Origin of the sequence: Pseudomonas sp. NBRC 111127 (assembly GCF_001320345.1) — a bacterium.
Taxonomy (GTDB): Bacteria; Pseudomonadota; Gammaproteobacteria; order Pseudomonadales; family Pseudomonadaceae; genus Aquipseudomonas; species Aquipseudomonas juntendi.
Genome location: NZ_BCBD01000081.1, coordinates 1 through 25,331, shown reverse-complemented (window position 1 = coordinate 25,331; position 25,331 = coordinate 1). Strand labels below are relative to the sequence as shown.

Here is a 25,331-nt window from a genome sequence, read left to right as displayed (position 1 = left end):
AGCTTTGCTATCTGTATACATACGAGGGCTATTGTTGGGTTTTACCTGAGCTTACTTCCGCCCAATTCTGTAACGGTAGCGATGTTGATCGAGAACTGCGTCCTTCCCAAAACGGCCATGCTCGCCAGTCTTGGGCTGGACGCAAGCGTCTGGCCTATGCACGGCGTGCCCGAGGTCATACACGCGGATAATGCGGCTGAGTTTCGCTCAGAGGTGCTGAAGGCCAGGCTAAAACGTTTCGGTGTGAGAGTTGAACACCGTGACGTCGGTAAAAAACATCAGGGAGGGCACATCGAGCGCTTGATAGGTACGATGATGCGATCTCATATCCATTTCTTGAGGGGGACAACCTATTCAAATACACAGCAGCGAGGTGATGAGGACAGCGTGGCTAGGGCATCCATCTCTATTACTGCACTTAGGAAGTTCTTCGTCTGCGCCATTCATGCGTATAACAATCGCAAGCATCCGGCCATAAAGATGTTTCCCTCCCAAAAATGGGATGAGCATTTTGGGAAGCATTCACAGCCTCGTCAGATCGACGAGTCTTTGCATGAAGGATTTCGGTACGCACTTTACCCAGAACGGCCGAAGCTCATCCGCGCAGGTGGGATCGAAATGCACGGGCGATTCTACTATGCACCGTGCCTGCAGAACAAAGTGCGAGAAGAGCTGGTAGTTAAGTACGACCCAAATGATCTTTCGAAGATATTCGTAGATCTTGAAGGAGATGGTACCTACGTAAGTGTACCAGAGTACAGAAATCAAATGCGGCGTAGCCACGACTATGCCCTGTACAGGGTTGAGCGGCAGGAGAAGGGTGAGCGGGATGGCACCTACTCTGCTGATGCTACCGCTTCTCTTGCTTTGGGCAATGCAATCGTCCAAGAAGAGTACCGGCGGACGGCTCAAAGTAAGCGCCAAGCTGCCAAAGCGGCGGGCAAACGCGATCAGCGGAATTATACCGAGTCGCTTAATTCCAGGTCTCAAGTCAACACGCAAGCCGAACCTGAGCTTACGGATCAAACGGAACACTTGGATACCTTCCTTGACAATGCTGCAACTGCCAAGCCCGCCAGCATCGCATCCCCCAGAAAGCCCGAAAACGCCACAACTCCTAAACCCGAGGTTTCAAAAGTTCGGAAAGGGCGTGCGGCACTTCGAGCTGTCGGGGGAGAACGAAAGGCCGCGGAGCGTTCCTGGCAGGGCTTTTCGAGGAGCGGCACGGCAGAGCAGATCGACTTTGATGCGCCACCGACTCTCTACTGAAGCTGGCCTGACCTTATGAGCGACTGAGACTCGCCTCAGACTTAGATCCAGCCAAGACTCACCCCAAACCCAGTCCCTGAATTCAACATCAGGCTCGAAATCACAGATCCAATAAACAAGAGTGAGGTAAAGAAACCACAATAGTTACTTTCCAACTTATACATCTGCAAGCAGGGTGCTTAAGATCGTGGTTATCACCATTCGGCCTGCTTGCGCAGATAATGCTGTTGGTTGGATACAGAATAAAAATCAGCCAGCATTTAAGCAACGCATCTGCCAAGGCGCTACAAAACGCCACAATAACAAGCCTGTTAACTAATCGGCACGACCAAAACTTCAGCTCAAAGATATAGCTGAGGCTTTAGTGTGTCTTTTTATCCTCAATACGTCTTATATATTATATGTGGAGATAAATTATGGATCTTTCTCATGTGCACTGCAGCTGCCACCAACTGTTTGAACTGAGCGATCATGATCGGGCTATGTCCTGCCTGAAAGATTTTTTCGTTCCGCACCCCTCCGCCGAGCGATTGTTCAAAAAGATGGACATGATCATGTCCATGCCAAGGAAGGTTGTTGCCCCCTGCTTGCTGTGTTTGGGTAAGGGGGGCGTCGGAAAGACGAGCATGATCGAGGAGCTTGGACGCAGGAATATCACTTCTGTGAACCGAATTGTCACCGTGACGATGCACCAAAACGCGGACAACATGGGTCTGAAGGAGCTGATACTTGCCGAGATGGGGTTGGACACGAGCCGCAGAGCCCGCCAGTCCCGTAGGATCAGTCCGGATCTCCAGCATCTCATCAAAAGCCAGAACATCAAAGCCATTGTCATTGATGAGGTGCATGATGCGCTTACACTCTCGCCTTTCCAGCGAAAGGTCAACCTGTCGCTGTTGAAGAACCTTTCCGGTTCCACTTATGGCCTTTCGGTATTCGCCTTTGGTGTGCCTGACGCCGCCCGCTTCTTAAGGGAGGATCCGCAACTCGCGCGTCGTTATGCAGTTCACGACTTGGAGACTTGGTCGAATGGCCAAGATGTTCGGAACTTCGTGTTCAGCTATATCCACCGGCTGCCCCTGAAAAAGCCGACGGACTTTCGTGACCAGGAACTCTGCTTGGCCATTGTCGAGAAGTCGCTGGGGATCACCGACAACATCGTCAAGATTCTGCAGGCATCGGCTTGGGCTGCAATCGCAGACGGTACCGAACGCATCACGCTCAAGCATGTCCGTGACGTGGAAGCCATCATGGCGATGGAATTGGGAACGAGTTTGCAGGGCCTGCACGACGTGAGTATGGAGAAGGACTGCGCGTAATGACGCCCTCTCAAGCTAAAGCTCTAGCTCTAGAAGTATTGGAGGACGATTTCGTCCTCCCGTATTTTTCAACGGAACAGCTGGTCATGATGAACACTTTAGAGCAATCCATCTGGCCCAGAAACCTACCCCCTCAATCAAATGCAGAGGCAAATACAGAAACAAATACAGAGTCAAGCGTGATGCTGCTGGATGGTGTTTCAGGATGCGGCATCACGACATTATTCAGAACGCTGCATCAGCGCCACCCCAGTAGCACTCAGCTACTGCAGGGTGATATGTACATTGGCGGATCAGAATTTTTGGATCATTTGTCCGATGCATTCCATGTCAGACGTAAGTACCATCCCAAAAAAAGGGTGCTGGCGCCAAATTTGGTACGGACTTTGACGCTCTCATCTCAAAAAATGATTTTGGTCGATGATCTAGATGTCTTGGCGAGTGACATTGATGACTATGATACAGTTTTCGGTGTTATTCGTCTTCTCTCAGAAGAAATTCGAGATCTCAAGTTTGTAATTTCAACGCGCAGTGCTCTACTGCAGAAAAGGTTCGACAGGTACTTTCGGCTTGGTTGGCGCCGCTACACATTTAGGCAGCGACTGACAGATGAAGAATACCATGAGTTCGTGAATCGATTATGGGGGAGGTTGAATTATGAGTACTCGCTCAGCCTTACTGCAGAAAGCCTTAGAGTGCCAGAGCCAAAATTTGGCTTAGACATTCAGGACGTCAATAGGTCACTCAGGCTAAAACTAGTTGAGCGCTTCCTTCACCAGCAAGGCGCAGTGGCGGCGCTCAGCACGACGAATGATTTAAATGAGTACGAAAATTATGTCCTCCAGTTTCTCTACACCTGAGATCTACCCGGGGCCTTCTCCTAACCCTTATTCTAAACTTTATCCTGAGCCTTATCCTGATGAAACGCTTTCATCCTGGATGTACAGAGTGCGTGAAGTCCAGCCTGAGCCTGAAGTGCGAGCGTTTTGGGGTATGCCATCCGACGCGTGGGGAAGCTCAGCGCTACGCGCACCCTACATCGAAGCGCTAGGAGGCAGAGGTAAAGACTATGATTTTGACTTCAGTCTACCAGGGGTCAAGGCCTTTGCAGAATGCTATGAGATCTCGATGGAGTGGATCGAATCCACATTCCGTCCCTCTGAGGCTCAAATCATACCGATCTGCTTTAGATCAGATTACTGCCTTACTTGCATGGAGGAATCGGTGACGGCAACGGGTTTTCCAGTGTATCTCAAAAGCTGGCGATACTTATTGAAGCCGTTTTGTCAGGTGCATGGCTGTGTACTGCGTAGCGCTGGAAATTTTCTGCATGACTCAGTGGATTTTGCGATGGATGTTTTCGAGTACGACAGCGCTCGTGGTCATGAGCTGGAGCGCGAAACGAAATGGCTCGAGAAGGACAGTGCAGTGCAGCTACTTGGCAGGATGGTCGTTGAACGCGCATATAAATTAATGAAAGGTTGTCACGATCAGGCAGTACAGCGTAGCGCTGAAAACTTTCTGTTGACGCTTCTTCGCCTTTCACTGAGGGCCGAGGTCATGGGTAATTACACGTCAGTGCTGAAATTCGGGGTTCAGTCGAGTAGTGAATTTGATAATACAAATGGAATTGCCCTGTTTCATCAGTTGCCATTGCGCGTCACGGCGATCGCCCGCGCTCGGGCTTTTTACCTCATAGGCCTGTTATTGGGGTGGATTACCGACGAGCAGGCCACGGATGCTCGGCCAGATCATGACTTATATTTGAGCACCTCGGGATCTTCATTGTGGCGACGACTTGACTTGTCGCAGGGCGTTCGTACGATGCTGCAGGTGTACAGCACTGATTTGTTGGGCGTATCTTCTTTGAAAGGGTGGGAGTAATAGCGTGTATAAATATCTCTTACCCCTTTACTGGGTTTCTAGTTTGCGCATCCGTACGGTGCACGCTAACAACTACGCTCTCACGCCAGTCTGTTTCTTGATCGACAGCGCGACTGGTATGATCATTTCGTACAGCTTTAGCTATGGCTTGCCACCTTGCAAACTGCACTACCTTGCACAGCTGGCGTTTCAGGAAAAAATGGCTCGGCCAACAGCAGCCAAAAAATTGTACAGGAGTGCGTCAGGGGACATACCTTTGGCGAGGCGAAAATTTGAGGTTGATAGATACCAGTTGTCTCTTGAAACATACAAATATCCTAGACCTAATACGTTCGACTGGTCAAAGGCTGGTATGCTTATAGCGCATCTTTTTTATGATTGGGATTATTCAATGCTCAGCGAGCTTGATAGTTTCCAAGTAATTAATTCAAGCCAGCTTGTCCGGATGTTAGATCGTGTAGTAGGTCGCTTCAATAGTGCCGTTGACTCCGGTGTTGTCACCTTCTCTGACGTCTGAGCCCGAGCGTTCTGACATGTGCTATCACCAGTTTGCGTGCTTGTATTTTGGCTGTGCTCACCTGCTAATCCCTATAAGGGGTTCACAAGGTGACCCGTACCATAGCATGGGGTCAAGCGCCCTTATTGACATAAACTGCTTCTGGCGTCTTCCACAGCTTGCTCACTGTCGACTTTGCGAGTCCCAGAAGCTGCGCGGTCTCTTTCTGCGTCCTTCCTTCAGCCTTGCACTGGAGCACCGCCGCTCGATTGGCAGCGCCTAGTCGAATGCGACCGTGCACTGATTGAAGCTTGCCGTCGGTGAACTCGCCGTCGAGCTTGCCCAGGACACCTAGCTTCTCAAGCTTGGTGATCTCGCCGGCCAAGTCTTTCAAAAATTCTTTTGGGGTCTGGCTTCGGACATGAGCGCTGGCCACGGCCACGAGCGCTACAAGATCAACGTCCAATGCAATGGCGATGTCCTCGAGCGAGGACAGGGTAGGGCTGCTCTTCGCGCGCTCGATATTGTTCATATGACGCGCCTCGACCCGGCCATGAAAGTCTTCCTGGGACAGATGCCGGGCGGTGCGTGTCAGCCTCAAGACGGCGGCCAGCGGTTCTCTCAACGACATTTGGAACACCCAAAGCCGAGGATAAAGCCATATTGCGCGGTTCGACTCCATGCAATATAGTGCTGTGAAATGAACTATCCGGCACGCTTGGTGCGCTGTTATGTTCGAGGTAGTGAAGGGTGGGATGCTTCCGCTCCATTAACCGGTAGTTCAGGCACGCGTGCGCTCTGTAACCCGGTCTGCATCAATTTATAGCTAAACCCTCAAGGTCAGCATTTTGAGAATCAGAATCTACTCAGACCTCCACGCCGAGTTCCGCCGTTTCGACCCGCCGCCCCTTGATGCTGGGGTTGATCTGGTAATCCTCGCGGGCGACATCAACAAAAAGGCCAGAGGCGTCCATTGGGCGAACGAGACCTTTGCCTGCCAAGTCGCGTACGTCGTAGGGAACCACGAGTACTACGATGGCCACATCGATCGGACTCTGCGAAAAATGAAGGACGCCGCGGCCGGCCATGTCCACGTGTTGGAGAACGAAACCCTGACGCTCGGTGATGTGAGAATTCTTGGCAGTACTGCTTGGACTGACTTCACCTCAACAGGCGATCCGCTCGCGGCTAGCAGGGCTGCCAGGGAATGCATGAATGACTTCAAGTACATCAGGGCCGATTTGAGCTACAGACGGTTGAGGCCGGATGACTTGGCCAGCCGTAATCACATTGCCAAGAAATGGCTCACGCAAGAGCTTGCTCGACCATTTGAAGGCAAAACAGTGGTGGTGACCCACCATGCACCTTCCCCCATTTTGATCGATGAGAAGCATGAGGGGCATCTGATTGCTGCGTACGCGAACGACTGGCCGCACCTGATCGAAAAGGCCAATGTGTGGGTGTTTGGTCACACGCATGATGCTACAGATGTTGAGTTGACGGGCTGCAGGGTAGTGTCGAACCCCGGTGGCTACCCTGGGGAGAGCACCGGTTTTGACCCATTCTTTGAGATTGAAATTTGGTAAGCGCTCCATGAACCCCACCTAACCAACGATGGGCAGAGCACTCAGCTATGTATTTGAGGTGTGCAATTCCACGGCAGCAGCGCTTCGTAGTCTTCCACTGAGGCCGCATGCGGCAAGCGTTCCAGTGCGTGGCGCAGCCACGCATAGGGTTCTTGGCCGTTGGCTTTGGCCGTTTCTACCAAGCTGTAAAGTTGTGCGCTGGCAGTGGCACCTTTGGGCGTGTCACTGAACAACCAGTTCTTTCTGCCGATGACAAACGGGCGGATCGCTCGCTCGGCTGCGTTGTTGTCGATCGGTAAGCAGCCGTGCTCGACGTAGCGTTCCAACTTGCTCCAGTTGCTGGCCAAGTAGCCGATGGCCTTGCCCAAGGCATTCTGCATCGTGACCTGAGGTTGCGTTTTCTCTACCCAGCTTTGCAGTTGAGCCAGCAATGGCAGGCTGCGCTCCATGCGGGCAGCCTTACGATCTTCATCGCTGCCGTCCTTAAGGTCGCGCTCGATGCCATACAGCTTGTTGATCAAATTCAGGGCGATGTCTGCGCGCCCGGTTTTACCCCTGGGCTGCACTTTCTGCGCTTCGACGAACTTGCGGCGTGCGTGCGCCCAACAGCCCAATCGCTCCACACCGTCCTGCGCGGCCAGCGCGTTGTAACCGGCGTAGTCGTCGGTCATGACATAGCCGCGATAGCCATCCAACAGGCGCGTCGGCACCTCCTGCGCTCGGCTGGTGGCGTAGTCGAAAAGGATCACCGGGCGATCAGGTGGGCCGCCGGTTTGTACCCACATCCAGGATTGGCTGCTGGGCTCACGACCCGGCTCTTTCAACACCTGCACACGTGTTTCGTCACAGTGGATGATCCGACTGCTCAACAGGCTTTCGCGCATCAGATTCAGCAGCGGTTGGAAGTGCTCGCTGCATTGAATCACCCAGCGTGCCAAGGTTTGGCGCGAGATATCGATACCGTGGCGCCCCAACACTTTTTCGAAGCGATGAAGCGGCAAGCTGTCTACGTATTTGGTGGTGAGCAGCATGGCCAGCACACTCGGGCTAGCCAAGCTCTTCTCGATCACCTGGGCAGGCTTGTCCGCCGTTACGGGCGCTGACTCGCAGTTGCGGCAGCCATACACCTTGCGAACATGTTTGATGACGCGAATCTGCATCGGGACGATTTCAAGCTGTTCGCTGACCTCTTCACCGATGGCATGTTTGCGGCAGCCACAAGCGCTCGTCAGCTCATGCTCGGGCAGTTCGTGGACAACCTCGATACGCGGCAAATCAGCCGGCAGTGGTTTGCGTTTACCACGGCGCTTGGTCGGTGCAACGACTTCTTCATCGCCAGCCTCATCCAAGGGTTCTGCCAGGCTTTCCGCTTCGTCGAAGAGCGGCAACTGTGGCGTCGCCGCATCGCTTGTCTGCTCGGTCTTGCGCCCGAACAGGCGCTGGCGCAACAGCGCAACTTCCTCTTCGAGATGAACGATCTTGCCCTTGTCGGACGCGCGCTCGTTGATCATCTGCTCAAGCAGTTGCTTGAGCAGAACAGGATCGTCAGGGAGGTCTTCGGGCATGGAAATCATGCCGCGGATTATACCGAATCAGGCGACGTAACGAGGCGTCAAAACCTGATGCGGACGGTTGCGCCAGAGGTCGAAGCCGTCGAGTAGCCAGTTCAGTTCCTGAACGGTCAGTACGATGGCCACGTCAGTCGGATCGGGTGAGGTTTTGAACCGTTCGGAGTCCAGGCGTTTGAGCCAGAGGCAGAAGCCGTTGCGTTCCCAGTACAAGATCTTCACGCGGTTGCGCGGCTTGTTGAGAAAGACGAAAAGCACCGGGTCGAACACCGCCACTTTGATATCGAGTTCGACCAGCGCAGCCAGGCCATCGATGGACTTTCGGAAGTCGACGGGCTTGGGGTAGAGGTACACTTTTTCGACTTTGGCGTCGGGTCGCATCATGGTCGGCGAACTCCAGAAAGAAATCGGGAGCACAGCATCGGGGATCAGGTAAGCGCTTTGAATGTGGGGTTCATGGAGCGCTTACGAAATTTGATGTCGGATTCTGCGAAAGCCCTGAATTTTCTTGAACTCCGAGAAGGCACGTTCCTGAAGACGGATGTGCCCTTGGAAGTCGTTCGGGCACAGCGCGAGGACTGGGGCGTCATCGTTGATGCGTACTTGTCCCAGGATGGGCGCGTTGGCCAGCGATATGCAGCCACGGTCTTTAGCGATCTATCTGGCGTCAACGCGAATGGAATGACCGTTGCTACACCCCCTTTGCAGCTTGTAGAGGAGAGGGCTGGGTTCAAGCTCATGCGTAGTGTTAGCGGGAACGATCACTTCGTGATTACAAGCGAGATGGGCACACAGCCGACCAGTACCACGCTCGCTTAAGGATAAAGGGTAACCGCGTTTAACTTGACCTCCCTTGCTCAACCAGGGTGGGCGATTCATACGATTGATTCGAATCACGGGTTTCGCTCGCCTCAATTTTGTGGCCGCTAGGGTGATTTAGCTGCCGCTTAGTAGATTAGTGCGCCTAAGGAAGATGCATGTCCGAACTCAAGAAACAAACGCTGATTGTCAAGAACTTTAATGTCAAAGCTAGTGCCGATCTTGATACGCTTTATGACACGGTTCGCTGCGAAGATGACCTAGGAACTACGTTTCACTTCCAAGAGGTTGTGATGCTCAACTACCTCAAACGCCATGGCGCCATGATGACTGATAGTCCGCGAATTTGGTATTTCAAGCACCTGACCAAGAAGTCTATCGTTTTAGTTGCAGTCGGGAAGCCGGATGGGAAAGTGGAGTATGATCTTGATCATATGAAGCTGGTGACAAGGTCTAGCGTTTTGAAAGGAGTTATGATGGCTGTGGCCGCGGTTCCTGCAGGGGTTATTATTGCGACTGCTACCTATGGTCTCGGTCTACTGTTTATTCCAATGGCGCTTTTCTACAGTTATAGGGCTGTCTTCAAAATTCCGCGTATGTTGCGTCGTAAGACGCTGGTTAGTGATTTGGCTCAGCATGGCGTTATCGTGCGCTAGTCGCAGAATCTTAATATCGGCTATGATCTATTCTCAAATCTTCTAGGAAGCGTTGATGATCGCAACTGTGATATTTGACGTGTTCGGCACACTTGTCGAGATTCGGAATCGTCAGAATCCGTACCGGCAGCTACTGCGCCTAGGTGCAAGGCAAGGCCGCGCGGCATCCTCGAACGACCTTGAATGGATCATGACCCATGACGCTGAGCTCCACGAAGCCGCGGAGGCCCTTGGAATCCACCTGGGCTCTGGAGATCTGGCTGTACTGAAAGATGCTCTTGAGCTCGAGCTGCAGTCGATCCAGGTGTTCGGTGACGCCTGGGCCGCGATTGAGCTACTCAGAGCATCGGGCGTTAGAATTGGTGTATGTTCCAATCTGGCAGGGCCTTACTGCAAAGCGGTACGGCGCTTGCTTCCGGGCCTTGATGCCTATGCTCTTAGCGCAGAGTGCGGCGTGATGAAGCCTGATCCAATCATTTACCGAAGTGTTTGTTCAATGCTTGGTATTGAACCCGGGAACGTAATCGATCCGAAACATGGACGGGTCTTCATGGTGGGTGACTCAAAGAAATGTGACGAACAGGGGCCGCGCGCTTGCGGAATTATGGGTATACATCTGGATCGCTCAGGGGCGGGGCGGTTTCAGAACCTGCTTGAGTTCGCCAAGGCAATCGTCGCACAGGGTTCGTCCTGATCCACCTTTTGCACGTGCCCTTTTTAATGGCGAACGAGTAACGAAACAAGCGAGTGAAGAGATTCAACCGGAATAGTATGGGCCTTACTCATCCCGAGGTATAAGCATGAGCATGCTTGAGATCGTAGCGCCATGCAACACTGAAGTGATCAGTTGCTGGAGTCTTGATCATCGCAGTTTCATTGCTCGGTACCAGCAGATATGTTGGGTTGCAAACCAGGTCTTTGGTAACTCCACGCTCAGTGCTGATTGGATGAAAACTCCAAAAGTAGAATTTTGCGATCAAGCCCCATGCTTCCTACTGTCCACCCCGTCAGGGTATTCAGTAATCTATAAATGGCTCATGCGCCTTGATCACGGAATCTGTATCTGACTAATGTAAATCTAAAAAGCCTCATCGATAAGATGAGGCCTAGCTCACTAATTAGCGAGCCTTCGGATACCAGTTACTGTCACCCGCAGCGATTTCGCCTGGTTTGTATCCATAGCGGGATTTGAGGACACCTTTTAGTTCAGCGTAGTTGCTGGAGAGGGTGTCTTGGATCATGGACACATAGAGGTCGAACGAGGGGTGCTTACGCCAATAGTCCCTGTGAATCGCCTTCGACAGCGAGCGATCAAACCATCCGCGCAGCAGCAACAACACGCCCTCCAGCCGTGCTTCAAGGGGCTCTGCGGAGAGCGCTTGCTCATGGCCTTTACGCTTCATGATCTCGCGTTGAGCATAGTGGGCAGGGCTGTAGCTCAAAGCTTCGCTCGCCTCATGGAAGCGCTCATGAACCTCTCGGTGGGCTTCGCGATCTTCTTTGAGGTCAGCCGCGAAGCTGAACTCGCAGAACGAGCATTTGCTCACGCTATCGGAATCAGGGGAGGTATGGACGTGAAGCATGAGCCATTGGTCATACAGGCGGGTCGCTTCATGGTAGTTCCTGACGCCCAGCTCTTGGATGGCAGCCTTGTCTTGACGCTGACCGAGCTTGAGGGAGGGGTACGTGTCTTTCAGTGTTTTCGCGACACGTTTGACTTGCTTGATGTGGCTGTAGGTAACTTGCATTGTGCAGCTCCTGCATACGTGCCTGGCGTCCACTACAAGGCAACCTGATGACATTCAGGTCGGGGTGTTTCAACTGTCACGATAGTGCCTAAGCTACGCGGCGTGGACTGCAGGCGCCTACCGAGCACCTTGCGCGGCGAGACTATCACCTGCGTCTTCTGCTGACAATCTGGTTGATGGAGGGCACTCGCCCGTTCATTGAGGTGGCGTCCACGAGAAGACCTAGGCTCTTCAAGCGCAAACGTACGGCGGTCATGGACACATTGAAGTGTTCGCTCAAGTCGTGCGACACATAGTGGACGAGCTGACAGTTGACGGGCTGACTATCGAGATAGAGGAATCCGTGTCCGCGGTTGCGAATGTTGTGAATTACGGCAAGCCGCGCAAGCCGTTTTAGGAATTCCTGCTCAGGCATGAGCAGGTAGGCGGCGAAGGCGTTAGCTTGCCATTCAAGGCGCTCCACATCTCCGCTAGGCATACGGGTGGTCTGGTGGGAGTCGAGATCCTGGGCCTGGAGTAGCTCGCGTTGCAGGTAGCGACCGTGATCCAGATAGAAATGCCCCAGCTCATGAGCCAAGGTGAACCTTGCCATGTGCTCATGCTTGTCGTCGGCAAAGACTTGGATCTGCGGTGGGTTGAACGAGATGCCACCAAGGGCAGATTTGGATGTTGCGCTGAAGACAACTTCCAAGCCGCTGCGCGTTCGCTCTTGATCAGCGATTCTGCCCAGGTTCACTCGTCCACTGGTGTACCCGATGCTTTGCAGCAATTCCTGCGTTGTGTCTTCGATCTGGGGTGCGGACAGGAAAGCGACCCGTTGCCTAGAGGTCGGCCGGGGGAGTGTCAGGTTCTTAAATCTTTCACCTTGGCCGTCAGGATCGGACAGTGTCCCTTGGATAATCCCCTCCCACGAGTTCGTGAAGCCCAGTGGGGTCGCGGCATAGGTGCTATGCACTGCCGGCTCGTACGATGGTTCAATCAGCGCGTGGCGGATTCTGGCGCTCCTGCGCTCAGAGGCTGTCAAAGCCCCCATAAGCAATGAACGCGATAGCTCCCATTTGAAATTTCCCTCGTCCAGATAACGAACTACCCCCATGCCTTTATTCCTGGCGAAGTTCAGTGCACTTGCTTGGAAAGCGCTGGATGAGACAAAAATGCCTTTGCCGTTATGACTGGCGACTTGGTCGATTTTGGCGCTGAACTCTTCAACGTCGTCGACCGGGATGGTGCCATCGTAATTTTTGCATTCGATCAACACGATCACCGAAGGGGTGTCCCTGTCCGGCAGGCGCACCTCGATGGCAATGTCGAACACAATGAAGCTTTCTCGGTCTCGGGAGAAGTACTTCTTCTTGCGATGGATTGTGCTGAACTCAGGGATGAGGAGAAGTCTGCCAGCAGCGAGCTCGCCTGACAGGTAATCGAACACCTTCTGCTCAAAGAGCTCTCCCTTGGCATAGGTGCTCAATTTTGGACTTTCCGTTTCTGGGGACGTCATTCCGTTTTGCAGGCCTGCTACTACGCATTAGCTTGTGCACAATAGCTAAAAGCCATGATGCATCCAACCCTTGCATGCCTGAGGCCCTTCAGCTTCAGCATGCAAGTCCAAGATGGGAAACACGGATGGCTAGCGGCGGCTCGGCAAAAGCCACCGCCAGGGTTCGATCACGGCGTTATGGGCGGGATGAGAGACCGGAGTCGCTCGGTGGTCGGCGCGCTGCAGGGCAGCATAGGCTCACGAAGCTCATTGGCAATGAGTCCTTGAACATGGAGCGCTGCCTTAACTACGGCGGGGTTCGGCTCCGCAAAAGCCGACTGAATCCAGGGCAGAAGCTGATAGAAGACGGAGCGAGCTGAACCGACGTTTCCTTCGTCCATGTCGCGCACCAGTTGTACGTAGAGATCGGCATGGATGTGAGCTGACGCAGAAATGGCGCCGGCGCCTCCTAGGGCAAGATTCGTGAAAATCTGGATATCCTCGCCGGTGAGCACCTGGGCGTGGCCATCCTCGATCAGCGCCATCGTCGTTTCGATATCTCCAGTGCAGTCTTTCACTGCGGCAATGTTTGAGTGACGCACGATCCGTCGTAGCGTCTCGCGCTCGATTCTCACGCCAGTCCGATACGGAATGTCATAGATCACCACTGGCACCGATGATGCGTCAGCTACGGCCTGGAAGAAGGACTCAATGCCTTGCTGTGAGGGGCGGATGTAGTAGGGTGGTGGGACAAGGACGCCGGCGATGTCGCGGCGCTGGATTTTCTGCTGAAACGCCAGAACTTCCTGCAGGTTGTTGCCTGAGAGTCCCATGATCACTTGGCCAGGCTGGGCGACTTTCAGCACTGCATCAAGTGTCTCGAGCTGTTCATCTTTGCTCATGGCTGCTGCTTCACCCGTAGTACCGCATACCACGAGGCCTCTCACACCTTCAGCGAGGAGCTTTTTAGCCAAGCCTTGAAGGGCGTCGAAGTCGACCTGCCCTGAACGAAAAGGTGTGACCAGTGCAACCCAGATACCGCGGAAATTAGACATGCATTACTCCTCAAGCAGACCGATTAGTCGACGTCAGAGGAGGGGAAGGGAATCAAGCGGGGAGGAGACCTAGCGCTATCTGTCCTGTCAGCTCATCTGACGGGACAGCGCCCCGGTCAAATGAGCGGCTGTTTCTTGGATTTCTTGGCAACGGACACGCATGCGCATGCTTGGGCGAAGAGGCCCATGGCAGTCTGCATGTGGTCGGTAGATAGAATCATGATTGATCCGTTGCCAGGAGGTGCAGTCGGATAGTGCGCAAGGCAACGGCGATTAGTCAACAAGCGATTTGCATTGGCGTGGTCGAGGCGCATTGCGGACGGCCATAGTAAACCGAGCCACAGAATGGCTCGGCAACGTTCAGCAGGGCTCTTGCGATATTACTTAGGCCAACCAGCCTTCAACAACGTCGGCACCGTGTTCGGCTTTCCACTCTTTCAACTGCTTGTGATTGCCGCCTTTGGTTTCGATGACTTCACCAGTGTGCGGGTTCTTGTATTGCTTGACCTGGCGAGGCTTGCGAACCCCTTTGCTCTCAGCGGTTGCTGGAGCACGGCGAGTGGCCGCTTGAGGGTCGAGGATGTCGATGACGTTGCGCAAGCTGTAGCCGTACTCACCAAGAAGGCCGCGAAGCTTTTGCTCGAACTCGATCTCGCGCTTCAGCCTATCATCATTTTTCAGGCTCTCGAGCTCTGCAAGCTGCTGGGCAAGCTTCTGTTCAAGCGCACGAAATTCGGCAAGACGGGACATGGTGATCCTTGAAATAAAATGAAAGACACGCCTGAATACTTGTTCGTTGCTGCGTGTTTGTCAAGTTATAAATAAAACTTCGCCCCTGCCATGGCGCCCGCTCAGAAGGGTTGCGGTAATTGGGTGATTTTTTGGTAGAAAGCTTTATCTGATTAACTCCGGACAACGGAGTTGGTCGTGCCTAATCATAGGGGTACTGAATACTAAGCAAACTTTCCCGAGATCACCATGCCCTAAGTTTGACGGTATAGTTGCAATGACGGGGTGAAGATTTGTCGATATGGCACCAGGCTGCGTGCTCTTCTCAGTGATGGTGCTATTTTTCCAGCGATCCGGCAACGCTTGCGGCCCTTGCTATCGCTACTTTAGCGTCTATCCGTTGTACGATGCTGACAGCTGTTACATTAGGGTTGCCACAACAGGCTTCCTTAACTACTTGCTTTGGCACGCTGCAAAATTGGTTTTAGTAACCCACTATTTTTGAGAGAAATACTCCCATTCGCTAATCAAATTTCAACCTGTGCCTGAAAGCCGATAAGCTGCCTTTATGTTTATCGATTACGGTTCGATAGCTTGAACGCTGTGGTCTTCGCTCTAACGGGCTGCGCCAAGATGATTTCGATCCAGTTGCGTCGAGAGCACAAGCCGTTCTAGGACGCACATCAGGTCGTCCGAGAGCAGGAAAAGGACGAGCGTCTGCAGCTCAGCATTCTGGATTACCTAAAATTCCAGAGTGAGCTCGTGACCAAGGATTACATCCCGTTTGTCGACATCCTTGCGCATTCGGGCTAGAGGTGCTTGGGCGATCTCTCTAAGCAGCGGGTGATGTCGAGTGGCGTTGCATAGCTAAGAGACGCTGATGTCATCATCACGAGCACGTCCAAGGGATACAAAATTCTCCAAACGAGAGCTGACATCATTGACTCCCTAGAGATGGCATCCGGGCTCGCCGAGTACCACGACGCCCCGGCAGTTAGCTAAAGCCCCTCTCGGGGGCTTTCTCTATAGTGCAGTTACCTGTTTCCAGGTAGGTAGCTGATCTGAGGTGCTCGAGGAGAGTTGCCATCACTCAGTTGTGCGGCCGCGTTCAGGAGAAAAGCTCTGCTCAACCTGAGCGATCACATCAGGCAGATAGTCCTGTGAATTTGACTCACGCAGGGCGGCTATAACTACGCGGCTCCTAGATACCGCTAGCGTTGATGTTCAGTGTATTCGGTCAATTGCACACCCAGGTCGGCCATCGAAGCCACTATTTGAGCGACCTCAGAATGGGCAGTGGGATCGCTGCACTGAACCTCCAGCAATTTTATCTTCACGCGATCGTGTTCCTTGTCGAGCGGTACGCAAATGTACCGATCTTGGCCACTGATGTTCACTTCTGTAGTGTCCTCATCGCCAAATTTCTTGACCAATAACCGTACTTCAGCTTCTTCATCAAAGTAAAGAGGTAAGGCGAACGCTCCAATGCGCGACACCCCCTTCGGTGTGAAAAAGCGATCAAACCGATCGGACGCAATCTTTTTGAACACCCGAAATGGATGACTTACTTCGATCTCGCTATACCTGATTTGTCGAATTTCCGCACGCTGCAGGACGGGCTCGATCAACAGTCGCAGTCGCACCTCTCCAAACGACCAGAGCGGGCCCGGCTCGTCCCCTGAGGCCAGCGACAGGTAAAACAGATCCCGCGCAAGGTCATCAATCACGCGTCTACCGTCAGATTTAGGGGTGAGGTAGCCGAGGAGTCCGAACTGGCCTGCGAATGAAGTGAGTTCACCTTCACCCATGCGCTTCTCTATGGCATGCAATCGAATTGACCTGGTTTGGGCAATGCTTCGCAGTGTTGAGAGTTTTGTGTAATGCCACCGGGAGGTCGAGGCTATGGGTGGAAAACAATAGTTCCAAAGCGTTGTTGAAAAGCTGTCGTCCCCATCCGGCCTTTCGGTGATGACGGCATCGGTAGCCGTAAGCCTTGAGAAGTCGAACAGAGATGACCATTCATACTGTTCCGTTTCTTCTTTGAAGATCTTTTGGAGGCTGTAGGAATCTGCGGAGGGCTTCGTATTCAATTCGAGGTCACCTTTACTGAATGGGGGCGGGCGAGACGTTTTCTCAAGCAGCAAGGGACTCAGTCTATTCCGCCTCGCCGCACCGCATTCTTGCTCAGTGCCGCCAAGTCGAGGTTGGCGTCGCCGTGATCAATCCTAACAGATGCTCAGGCATCGCTCGATCGGTCGGTCAGGCGCCCGTAAGTTGCGTGGGGAAAATTCGGTTGGGTAGCCCGGGTTTATTATTCTCGAGCCATGGCAGCAAGCGCACGTAGCTGGGCGCCGATCACTTCAATGGTCGCGAGGTCAGTGATGGTGTTGGACTCCACATCCACCTAGCTAGCAAGCTGACTGATCATCACCTCTGGTTTGTTCAGCACCTTGGCGTTGAAGAAAACGAGGATCTGACGCGAGTGGTATTGAGCTCTTTACGGGTGTGCGGCATCAGCGTCTCACCAAGTCCCTTTTTCAACGCTCTAACTAGGCGAAGGTGACAGGCAGCTAGTCGTTACCTAAGGGGTCGATGACTGGGTAGTGTCAGATTGCCGCGAATACCCCTATGCATTTGGGGCGCTAGACCATGCAGCTTCTACTACGCTGACTCGACGGAGGGGAATCAAGCTCATTGGCCCCGTTGTTAGCTCAGCTGCGCAAGAATGCCGAATGCCACATCTAATCAAGAATGCCCTATCAGCTTTGAGCTCAAACGGATGGGCGACCTTTCAATTGCCGGATGATGGCGCCGCCGTAATCCAGCAAGCTGCGCTCGACACTGCCTGTCTCCTTGGACAACCCAAGGCAACGCGACGCCGGGGGCCTTTGGTCGATGTGCTGATTCCTACTGATAGGCAATCTGCGAACCGGCGCTCTCTCAGCGTCCGCTATGGGTTGAGCCCATTCCCATGGCATACCGACGGGGCCCACTGGAGTACGCCGCCACGGTACATCGTTATGGGTTGCTTGGAGGCCGCCCCTTGCACTGCTCAAACGCTCTTCTGCGAGGGGAGTACATTCGATCCATTGAATGTAGATGGCGCTCGGTCATCGGTTTTCAGGGTTACCAATGGCGGAAACAGCTTTTACGCTGCGGCTCGAGGAAGTTCTGACCGTTACTACAGGTTCGACCCTGGCTGCATGACGCCAGTGGATGCCGGCGCACAGGAAATCGTGCGCGCGATCGATCTCTTTGAGCCCGCAGACGAACAGGCAATCACTTGGCAGGCCGGGAAATTCTTGCTGCTTGATAACTGGCGTTTTCTACATCGCCGCGGAGCTGCACAGGGAAGCACTGAGCGGAAACTCCTTAGGGTCAGTGTAATGGAGTGGGGCAACCATGGCTAACACAGGAAGTGACGTAAAAAAGCCGCGCAAGGAAGTGCCATCAGCAATCTCGGCGGAGGCGCTGCTAGGGAAGTCTCGGCTTTACGCCTTGCGAGCGTTGCAGGCTAAGGCCTCGAAGGATTCGGAGGTCTATCAGATCTGGGCAGCTCTGGCCCTGGAACTCCTGGGTAAAGCTCAGCTTGCGGCGATTCATCCTTGCCTGGTCGTGGAAACCGACAATCCAAATAGCCTTTTGGAGGCTTGCGGTGTCGAAACTGACACCAAGGTGAAGACCATTGGTGCTCACGTGGTTTTCGCACGACTGAAGCACACAGTGGCAAAATTCGGCACACCGCATGCAAAGTCATGCGAATTGATCTCTTCACGTAGAAATGCCGAACTTCATTCGGGCCAAGCAGCATACGCCGGCGTCGTGGATAGCGACTGGGAGGGGGAGTTCTGGACAACCTCAGAACTCATCCTCGCATCCATGGGACTGGAGTTGGAGGATTGGGTGGGCAGTGAGTCAAAAATCCCTGCAGCCCTTGCCAAGGACTTCCACACGATCAAGGTGCAGGCAGCCAAACAAAGCATCGCAAACGCCCGAGCAACCTTTGAAAAACCTGATGAGGTGCCTGGTTCATCACAGCAGAAGCCGAAAAAGCGCTCTCCTAAAGAGATCAAGGAACTGCGAGAGCATTCCCAGAGCTTGGAGTGGTGGACGTATCGAGGGGCCTTCAGATACCACTTGGATAGTCACTGGGACGTCCCGTGCCCTGCATGTGAAAGCAAATCCTTCCTAGGGGGGGATCGCATCCACGAGGAAGTGATCGAGCAGGATCATGAAAGTGGGTGCGAAACGGTTGAGCGGTACTCCACACCCGTCGAGTTCTACTGCCCAACGTGTGATTTGCACCTGGAGGGTGCCGAGGCTATGAAGGCGGCAGGCTTCGATGAAGAGTACGTAGAGCAGGATGAGCGAGAGATTGAGTACGAACCAGACTACGGGAACGATTAGTCTCTGAGCAGACGGTCTTAAGACCAAACGCCAGTGATTATGGGCTTCCTCACTAGTATTGCTCGGCACACTCAAAGTAACGGTTTTTATAGAATTCTGCCCTCAAGATCAATTTTAGGGAACCTGCAGTCACATTCCGGCACGCCATAATCGGTAAACTCTGCTCCTTTATAATTCTCACTAAACCACAATTTTATTTGCTCCGCATTCATTTCATGGCGTTTGTCATACATGAAATCCCTGTGGCGCGCAGCCCACACACGCGAGTTTTGTTGCAGTGCTGGATCCCACCAATAAATATTACCATCTTTATCCTTGGCCTCGATCCAGGCATGCGGCTCTGGTGATGTGTCGTAACTTATCCCAAGTTTTTCATCTTGAGGCGGAGGCGTGAGTATTCCAAGGATGTATGTAATCTGCCATGAGTTGTTATTCAGCCAAGTCGAAAATTTGTTTTCGAAGGCAGAGAGGATCACAAGTGACCCCGAGTTAAAATAACACTCCCCACGAGTATCGAGGTCGTGCACTCTCAACATCCAGGAAAGCTCCGAAGGTATTCTAGTGATTTTCATGCACGCCTCCAATCTGGTTATTAATTCTGTTGGCCTTTGATTTAAAGCTCGGACACGACCCAGTCATAGAATGCGAAATTCGGGCTGTAACAAAGGCCTCCATTATGGAGGCCTTTTCGTTATGCATTTCAATACACGCGGCGTTGAAGGCGAGTGACCTCTTCCATGAAACGACTGTAGAAGCGATCTTTTGGTGCCAAACGAAGCGCTCGCTCAACGCATCCCTGTGCAGCGATTAGATCTTGAGGCTCGGCATTGATGTACGCGTATGCTTTTTGCAGTTCGCATAGGTGCTTGGACTTACCAAGCGCTTCAGCTTTGTCGAGATGCTCCACTGCGTTCGCTATATCACCAATCCGGCTTTCGATCATCCCCCGGGTGAAGTAGGTATCAGCCTCTTCGGGGAGGAGGCGGGTAGCCTTACGCGACTGCTCCAGCGCGGCATCCAGCTGGCGCGTGCGCATCAGGGTGTAGGCGTAACGGTCGAACAACCAGCCGTTTTCGGCATCTTCTAGCACTGCGGTCTCGTAGTAATTGCAGGCTTCGGGATAATTACCCTCGTTAAAGCTTTTCCAGGCGGCCCGGGCAGCTGGCGTGCGGAATGCCTGTAGGGCACGATCATTGACCTTGGCTTCGGCGCTGGTCAGGAATTGCTGGTAGCGATGCTTGACCCAGTTCACGTCATCATCTGTGGGTTCACGCTTGCCGTCAGTGATCTCGTACCGCTCGACACAGTAGTTGTAAAACTCTGGGCTCAGCGTGATCTGAGATGCACCCTCAATGCGCGAGAAGCTGCCAATACCACGGCTTTCCTCAATTGCTTCACTTGCGGCCGCAACCGTTACCCCCACACGCTGGCAGCAGAGCTGGAAGAGGTACTGGTCATGGCTATCACCCAAGCGGCTCATCAGCAGGAGAACTCGACGCAGATCAGATGTCAGGCGCCCCCATGCGTCCTCGTAGAGGAACTGACCCAGATCTTGGCGTTGCATCTTTTGCACGCGCTGGAACGCCGCCTCAAGACCGTTGTTCTGACTGGCAGCGGCTTGGACGAAGACCTCTAGCGCGATCGGCTTGCTGATCAACTGCCTCGAGTAGCGCTTAAGGGTTGATACTCCAGCCTGTGCAATAGAATTACACCTGAGGGTAGCGCCTCGCTTCCGCAGGAACTCCGCGCCTTCGTCGTCGTCCCAGTTCTCGGTTTGGACGGGAAGGGCTTCGATCAGCTCACGTCGACGCGACGTCAATATGACGCGCCCAATCCTCCTGGACAGCTCGTTGACCTGAGTCGCGAGTGCCCGGACGTCTGCGTCGTTGTTCGCCATCGTCTCTGTGTTGTCAAGGATGATCAGGTGGTTGTCACGGGTGATTTCAAGCTCCGACTGGAGCGTGCCAAGCTTCTGCACAACTTCTTTGGGGTCTTTCTCGAACCACGATCGATCAAGCTTCGGGGTGGTTAGCATGCGTGCGATATCCAGCACCACGTCTGCAACACCGATCTCTTGGACGGAGATCTGCTCGAGGCCGCTCAATCCCCATCTTGTCTTTTTGGCCGTGTAGAAGGTGATAATTTCGGGGCGCCATTGAATATCAGTTTTACCTTCAAGCCAGCGGTGTAGAAACTCCACGACCATGGTGGTTTTACCAACGCCTCCGTCCCCCCAAACCATGCATTTTCGAGAGTCAGCGTCATCAGCCCATTCACACAGGGCGGTGATCTCTGTACTACGGCCGGTAAACACTGTTTCGCTGGCAAGTCGTTCGGGAATATGGACGAACGGGCGCCACGTGTCAGACCAAGTGGGCTCGGAAACCTGATACTCGGGCGTGGTTGGCTGCGGGATACCCAACAGCACGTTTTCGACCTCGTAAGTAGTTTCGCCGCGGGAGAGCAGTGTTGTCTGCACTTGCGCGTCCACTTGCAGCCGGCCGGCTGATGCTCGGCGCAGATTTCGGTAGCAGATAGGATTGCCGTCACTCAAACGCAGCGTAGTGATCGGGGCCGGAGGGCGATCACCGAGCGTAGGGAAATACAGCGTGTCGTCGCCCTTGACGATAATCGGGAGGAAGTTGGCGATACCCTTCAACATCAATCTGGCAATAGCGACATCAGTCGCCGGCGTCCAGCCACCAGGTAGACCATGACCCTCACCGCCGTCGTTGCGACTTTGTACGAACTTGTGGAGCACATTTTCAAGGTTCGCACGTGCAGAACCTACGAGGGGGCGAAGTTCTGGCGAAACCTCAGCCTTTTCCCAGTAGTGCCGACCTACAGACTTCCAACCAATGTTCTCAGCTGCAACGACAAGTTGCGATAGCAAGCTTACCAAGGTGCCATCAGCAGGTTGCTTGAAAGCGCCAAGGTCTACAGGAGTCAGCAGGGACAGGCGAGAGCTGTCTTCCCTCAGCGCCTGCGCGACCCATTCACCAAGTGTGACGCAGGCGTGCTGCATCGCAATGCGGAAAATCCCAAGTATCGCAAAACGCACGTGTGCCGGATCCTTCAGCTGCTCGGCACCCTTGATCCGCGCTTCCATAAGCTTTTGCACGTGATAACCATCCTGAGGGGGGGTTACCAATGATGCCACTGCGCCACGCTAGGTAAAAGTGCTGACGGCTGTCAGGAATTATCTTGATTTGGCTGATTCACCTGCAAGGAGTGATGATCCTGCCAGGGATGTAGCTCATCGGGCTCATTCCTTGACGGAAAGATGTCTCGATACCTCGCTGCAGGCCCCCGCGGCACGAGCGGATTGAAGCACGCGGTCGCTCGTTGCCTTGATTCTCGAGGCCGTGGAGCGCTCAAATGCATCCTGCGGATTTGGGTTAGCTACAACCGGCGAGCCCGAGGAGAACACCCGTACCGCTAGGTTTTGGCTAGGGTCTTTAGGCCAAGTATTTATCTTGTATACCGCAGGTTGTGAGCACACCAAGCTCATCTTCATCGGCGTAGATGGCGTGCCGGGGGCAGTCATGAGCGTAGGGCGTTCATCCTCGTAGATGACCGCGGCAAACCATGCGCTATCGCCACGGAGTGTTCGGGGTTCAGAATTGAGGTTGAATCTCACTGGGACATCTATGTCCTTGGGCAAGCTTACTAGTATTGCAGGAGTTTGCTCCCCAAACGAAGACTCGGATGCTAGTGCCACCCATGCTCGAGGCGCAGCCAGTTGCCCAGAGTTTCTAAGAACCACAGTGGCCGTGAACTCCGGCTGTTCCTCTCGACGACCGTCCACTATAACCCCGGAGATTATCGTCTCCCCGGACAACACTGAGATAGAGGGACGGCCCATGACAATCTGGTCGTTGTAGACCTTCTGGGCGAGAGCCTGTGACGCTGCAGATACACTGTTGGCAGCTAGTGCGGCCTGCCAAGTGAAGAAAGCTGCCACCGTAGACCCTGCTGTTGCGACCAATGTGAGGATGCTAAGCACCAATTTGCTGCCCAATTGCTTACAGACCCATTGGAAGGCGCCCGCGATCCTGCTCCCTATTTCGCCCAGGCGATCTCCGGGGCTAGATTTGCTTACCATAAAAAAATCTCTAAGAGTGATGATCCTATGGAGTTATCGTCACGGAGTGCGGACACTTTAAGTCATTGATACGAAAAGGGTTAATTCAGGCTGGATGGTGATACTGAGAGCTCGGCGCCAACCAGGCCAACCGCGCCGACACAGTAGATTTACTTAAAAGGTTCAACGGCAGCCGCTTCTGGGGTTGCCTGGTCGAGATTGGAAAATCTCCTCGCTTAGCGCGGTGAAGGAGAGAATTGTCACCGGCTCACCCCCATGCGAAGGGTGCGGCTTGACCATCTCAGGCCATCTCGCCTGCCAGCCAGGAAATGCTTGGTCATGCATCCGGATGGATGTATTGGATGTTAATCCGTACATTCACCCAATCATTCCTCATTTCACTCAGCACTTCGTGGCGCGCATTGTTGAGGTGCCACCGGACGTCACGCCTTGGTTGGTGGGCGATTATCTTCTTCAGGTTCAACTCGCCTACCTCTATTGCTTTTGCAAAGGCGGGGATCTCAACGTCATTGGCCAATACCTGAGCCTGAAGCTCTCTTAGGGCTTTGGCACCAAGCTGCCGGATGCTTTCATTGGTGGTCGCATAAGCTGGGTCATATTTAAGTAGCTCAGCATCTTGAGCATACGAAACCAAAAACCACATCCTTTGATCGTAAGCTTTCAAAAGTTCTCGAAGAATTTTACGTTTTTCAGGCGCGAGTTTCAGTGCGCGAACTCCTATAGGCAATCATCAGATCGACGCGAACCGTGCAGTGGCATGCGGGCAAACCCGTGGCTGCACACTCCTTATCACCCTTCAAGCTTCCTAATGAGCCCACCAAACTGCTGAGCGGGCTCCACATAGCGAAGCGCTGATTTCATATCGCTCCAGCCCACGTACTCCATCAGCGTTTTGATATCCCAGCCAGAGCTCGCCGCCCACGTGGCAAAGCCGCGCCTCATGGAGTGAGCACTGTAGATTTCGGAAGGCAAGCCGCACCGATCCAGAATGTCGCGGAGGAGAGGGATCAAGCTGTGCGCCGCAAGCGGGCGTTCGCTGACGTTGCCCCAGCGATCAATGCCCCTGAACACACCACCGTGTGTTAAGCCGGCGACTTCGATCCAGTTCAGGTACGCCTCGACAGGACACAGTTTGCTCAACGATGGCGTCCTGTACTCGCGGCCGATGTTCTGCCGATCTCCTTTGCTCGACCCCAGATAGAACCTGATCCCGACGTAGCGCTCGGCATGCGTATTTTCGATCGTGAGTCTGGCTAGTTCATCCCCGCGGAATCCCCTCCAAAAACCAATTGTGAGCAAAGCGATGTCGCGGGTCGCCTTGAGAAGGGCGGCCATGTTGCCGGCAGCCCTCGCGCGAGCAACCTCGTCTTCGAGGTGCGCTATTGCCTTCTCAAGGTGCAGCAATGCTAGAGGAGCAGCTTGTTTCTGCTGCACGGGATGGAGCAACCGAATGCCCTTCAACAATTGCCTCACTTTCGGTGCCTTGGTTGGATCGGGGAACCCATTACTTTGATGCCAGTTGGCGAGTGCAGCCAAACGCTGCTTGATCGTGCTCAAGGCCAGTTGGTCGGCGTACTCGGCGATGTACCGCACAACTGACTCGGTTGTGGTGGGCAGGAAACCGCCCCAGGTCACTTCGAAGTGGGCGAGGGCGGCCGCATAGCTCTTCGACGTGTTCTGGCGAACGCTCGCCTCTAGGTACTTTTCTGCCTTGTTGACCGCCTCTACCACCCGTCTCCCCCTTTCGAGCCTTCGGTGGCCCGCTTTTGCCATTTGTACCGCGTTTCAAGCCATTTTACCCTCGCTCATAGCCATGGGAAGCCATAATTCTAGATTATGGCTTGCCAGAATTTTACGTATAAAGCGATTTCTACCGTGATAAAGTGGCACGTAATTACATGACACGTAAAACAGTACGAAATCGTAGGAGGGATCATGGCTAGAGGCGGTATTAACCTGGCGCTTGTGCGCAGAGCTCGTGAAGCGCTGGTTGCCCGAGGCCAGAATCCAAGCATTGACGCGATTCGGATAGAACTCGGAAATACCGGCTCAAAGACGACAATTCAGCGCTATTTGAAGGAAATAGAAGCTCATGATGCTCGCCCATCAGCTTCTCCTTCCAGGCTAAGTGATGAGCTGACTGAACTAGTGGGCAAAATGCTGGAGCGCTTGCTGGAGGAGGGGAACGAGGCGCTGGCGCATGAACGGGCCTC

At 53.6% G+C, this 25,331-nt stretch carries 24 protein-coding genes and 1 pseudogene; 12 read left to right on the top strand and 13 right to left on the bottom strand.

Features of this window, described 5'->3' with window-relative positions:
- From APH30_RS15890 to APH30_RS28780, 5 genes are all read left to right on the top strand, one after another.
- Window positions 1-1,269 (top strand): Mu transposase C-terminal domain-containing protein (locus tag APH30_RS15890; RefSeq protein ID WP_218186809.1); only part of this gene is annotated, 1,269 nt, incomplete at its 5' end.
- Between the two features lie 482 nt (window positions 1,270-1,751).
- Window positions 1,752-2,588, top strand: a complete 837-nt coding sequence (locus APH30_RS15885) for a TniB family NTP-binding protein (RefSeq protein ID WP_082416187.1) — start codon at window positions 1,752-1,754, stop codon at window positions 2,586-2,588.
- On the top strand, window positions 2,588-3,448 hold the full coding sequence (locus APH30_RS15880; RefSeq protein WP_054913094.1) for a hypothetical protein: 861 nt from the start codon (window positions 2,588-2,590) through the stop codon (window positions 3,446-3,448). Before APH30_RS15885 ends, APH30_RS15880 begins: the two co-directional genes overlap by 1 nt.
- A complete protein-coding gene (locus tag APH30_RS28785) occupies window positions 3,408-4,472 on the top strand; it encodes a hypothetical protein (RefSeq protein ID WP_156326509.1) in 1,065 nt (354 codons plus the stop codon). Before APH30_RS15880 ends, APH30_RS28785 begins: the two co-directional genes overlap by 41 nt.
- A 4-nt stretch (window positions 4,473-4,476) precedes the next feature.
- A complete protein-coding gene (locus APH30_RS28780; protein WP_156326507.1) occupies window positions 4,477-4,989 on the top strand; it encodes a hypothetical protein in 513 nt (170 codons plus the stop codon).
- A 112-nt stretch (window positions 4,990-5,101) separates the two neighbouring features.
- On the opposite strand, the gene APH30_RS15870 is transcribed toward APH30_RS28780, so the two are convergent.
- Window positions 5,102-5,599 (bottom strand): helix-turn-helix domain-containing protein, encoded by a 498-nt coding sequence (locus tag APH30_RS15870; protein ID WP_256222044.1) that lies wholly within the window; start codon window positions 5,597-5,599, stop codon window positions 5,102-5,104.
- 217 nt (window positions 5,600-5,816) lie between these two features.
- On the opposite strand from APH30_RS15870, the gene APH30_RS15865 reads away from it, so the two are divergent.
- A complete protein-coding gene (locus tag APH30_RS15865; protein WP_054913091.1) occupies window positions 5,817-6,554 on the top strand; it encodes a metallophosphoesterase family protein in 738 nt (245 codons plus the stop codon).
- A gap of 41 nt (window positions 6,555-6,595) precedes the next feature.
- On the opposite strand, the gene APH30_RS15860 is transcribed toward APH30_RS15865, so the two are convergent.
- Both APH30_RS15860 and tnpB read right to left on the bottom strand, forming a co-directional pair.
- Window positions 6,596-8,128, bottom strand: coding sequence for an IS66 family transposase (locus APH30_RS15860; RefSeq protein WP_054913090.1), 1,533 nt, complete (start codon window positions 8,126-8,128; stop codon window positions 6,596-6,598).
- 18 nt (window positions 8,129-8,146) lie between these two features.
- Complete coding sequence (tnpB, locus tag APH30_RS15855; protein ID WP_054913089.1) at window positions 8,147-8,506, bottom strand: IS66 family insertion sequence element accessory protein TnpB; 360 nt, start codon at window positions 8,504-8,506, stop codon at window positions 8,147-8,149.
- Window positions 8,507-8,599: 93 nt separating this feature from the next.
- On the opposite strand from tnpB, the gene APH30_RS15850 reads away from it, so the two are divergent.
- The 4 genes from APH30_RS15850 (at window position 8,600) to APH30_RS28030 (ending at window position 10,664) form a co-directional block, all read left to right on the top strand.
- Window positions 8,600-8,941 carry a hypothetical protein gene (locus tag APH30_RS15850; RefSeq protein ID WP_054913097.1) on the top strand — a complete coding sequence of 114 codons (342 nt, stop codon included), beginning with the start codon at window positions 8,600-8,602 and terminating at the stop codon, window positions 8,939-8,941.
- 158 nt (window positions 8,942-9,099) lie between these two features.
- Window positions 9,100-9,597, top strand: a complete 498-nt coding sequence (locus APH30_RS15845) for a hypothetical protein (RefSeq protein WP_054913088.1) — start codon at window positions 9,100-9,102, stop codon at window positions 9,595-9,597.
- Between the two features lie 55 nt (window positions 9,598-9,652).
- Window positions 9,653-10,291, top strand: a complete 639-nt coding sequence (locus tag APH30_RS15840) for an HAD family hydrolase (protein ID WP_054913087.1) — start codon at window positions 9,653-9,655, stop codon at window positions 10,289-10,291.
- 106 nt (window positions 10,292-10,397) lie between these two features.
- Window positions 10,398-10,664 (top strand): MbcA/ParS/Xre antitoxin family protein, encoded by a 267-nt coding sequence (locus APH30_RS28030; protein WP_082416185.1) that lies wholly within the window; start codon window positions 10,398-10,400, stop codon window positions 10,662-10,664.
- Window positions 10,665-10,715: 51 nt separating this feature from the next.
- Here the strand turns inward: APH30_RS28030 and APH30_RS15835 are convergent, their stop codons facing one another.
- The 6 genes and pseudogenes from APH30_RS15835 to APH30_RS15815 all read right to left on the bottom strand — a co-directional run bounded on the left by APH30_RS15835 (window position 10,716) and on the right by APH30_RS15815 (window position 16,696).
- Window positions 10,716-11,345 (bottom strand): hypothetical protein, encoded by a 630-nt coding sequence (locus APH30_RS15835; protein ID WP_054913086.1) that lies wholly within the window; start codon window positions 11,343-11,345, stop codon window positions 10,716-10,718.
- A gap of 145 nt (window positions 11,346-11,490) precedes the next feature.
- Window positions 11,491-12,813: an ImmA/IrrE family metallo-endopeptidase gene (locus APH30_RS15830; RefSeq protein ID WP_256222043.1), complete on the bottom strand. Its 1,323-nt coding sequence runs from the start codon at window positions 12,811-12,813 to the stop codon at window positions 11,491-11,493.
- A 197-nt stretch (window positions 12,814-13,010) separates the two neighbouring features.
- Window positions 13,011-13,877, bottom strand: coding sequence for a 4-hydroxy-tetrahydrodipicolinate synthase (gene dapA / locus APH30_RS15825; protein ID WP_054913084.1), 867 nt, complete (start codon window positions 13,875-13,877; stop codon window positions 13,011-13,013).
- Between the two features lie 384 nt (window positions 13,878-14,261).
- On the bottom strand, window positions 14,262-14,627 hold the full coding sequence (locus APH30_RS15820) for a histone-like nucleoid-structuring protein, MvaT/MvaU family (RefSeq protein WP_054913083.1): 366 nt from the start codon (window positions 14,625-14,627) through the stop codon (window positions 14,262-14,264).
- A 1,086-nt stretch (window positions 14,628-15,713) separates the two neighbouring features.
- Window positions 15,714-15,794 (bottom strand): annotated as a pseudogene (locus APH30_RS29580) (GNAT family N-acetyltransferase); the annotation flags it as partial.
- Between the two features lie 23 nt (window positions 15,795-15,817).
- Window positions 15,818-16,696, bottom strand: coding sequence for a hypothetical protein (locus APH30_RS15815; RefSeq protein WP_156326505.1), 879 nt, complete (start codon window positions 16,694-16,696; stop codon window positions 15,818-15,820).
- Between the two features lie 1,312 nt (window positions 16,697-18,008).
- Between APH30_RS15815 and APH30_RS15805 the strand changes: the two genes are divergently transcribed.
- The gene (locus APH30_RS15805; RefSeq protein WP_054913080.1) at window positions 18,009-19,013 is read left to right on the top strand and encodes a hypothetical protein; all 1,005 of its coding nucleotides are present in this window, start codon (window positions 18,009-18,011) and stop codon (window positions 19,011-19,013) included.
- Window positions 19,014-19,099: 86 nt separating this feature from the next.
- Here APH30_RS15805 and APH30_RS28775 read toward each other — a convergent pair whose 3' ends face one another.
- The 4 genes from APH30_RS28775 to APH30_RS15790 all read right to left on the bottom strand — a co-directional run bounded on the left by APH30_RS28775 (window position 19,100) and on the right by APH30_RS15790 (window position 24,849).
- Window positions 19,100-19,585 (bottom strand): hypothetical protein, encoded by a 486-nt coding sequence (locus tag APH30_RS28775; RefSeq protein ID WP_156326503.1) that lies wholly within the window; start codon window positions 19,583-19,585, stop codon window positions 19,100-19,102.
- Window positions 19,586-19,713: 128 nt separating this feature from the next.
- Entirely contained in the window at window positions 19,714-22,134 is a 2,421-nt protein-coding gene (locus APH30_RS15800) for a hypothetical protein (RefSeq protein WP_054913079.1), read from the bottom strand.
- Window positions 22,135-23,434: 1,300 nt separating this feature from the next.
- Window positions 23,435-23,782, bottom strand: coding sequence for a hypothetical protein (locus APH30_RS15795; RefSeq protein ID WP_218186808.1), 348 nt, complete (start codon window positions 23,780-23,782; stop codon window positions 23,435-23,437).
- Window positions 23,783-23,907: 125 nt separating this feature from the next.
- Complete coding sequence (locus tag APH30_RS15790; protein ID WP_054913096.1) at window positions 23,908-24,849, bottom strand: tyrosine-type recombinase/integrase; 942 nt, start codon at window positions 24,847-24,849, stop codon at window positions 23,908-23,910.
- Between the two features lie 204 nt (window positions 24,850-25,053).
- On the opposite strand from APH30_RS15790, the gene APH30_RS15785 reads away from it, so the two are divergent.
- On the top strand, window positions 25,054-25,331 hold a 278-nt coding region (locus tag APH30_RS15785; RefSeq protein WP_177333739.1), incomplete at its 3' end, for a DNA-binding protein.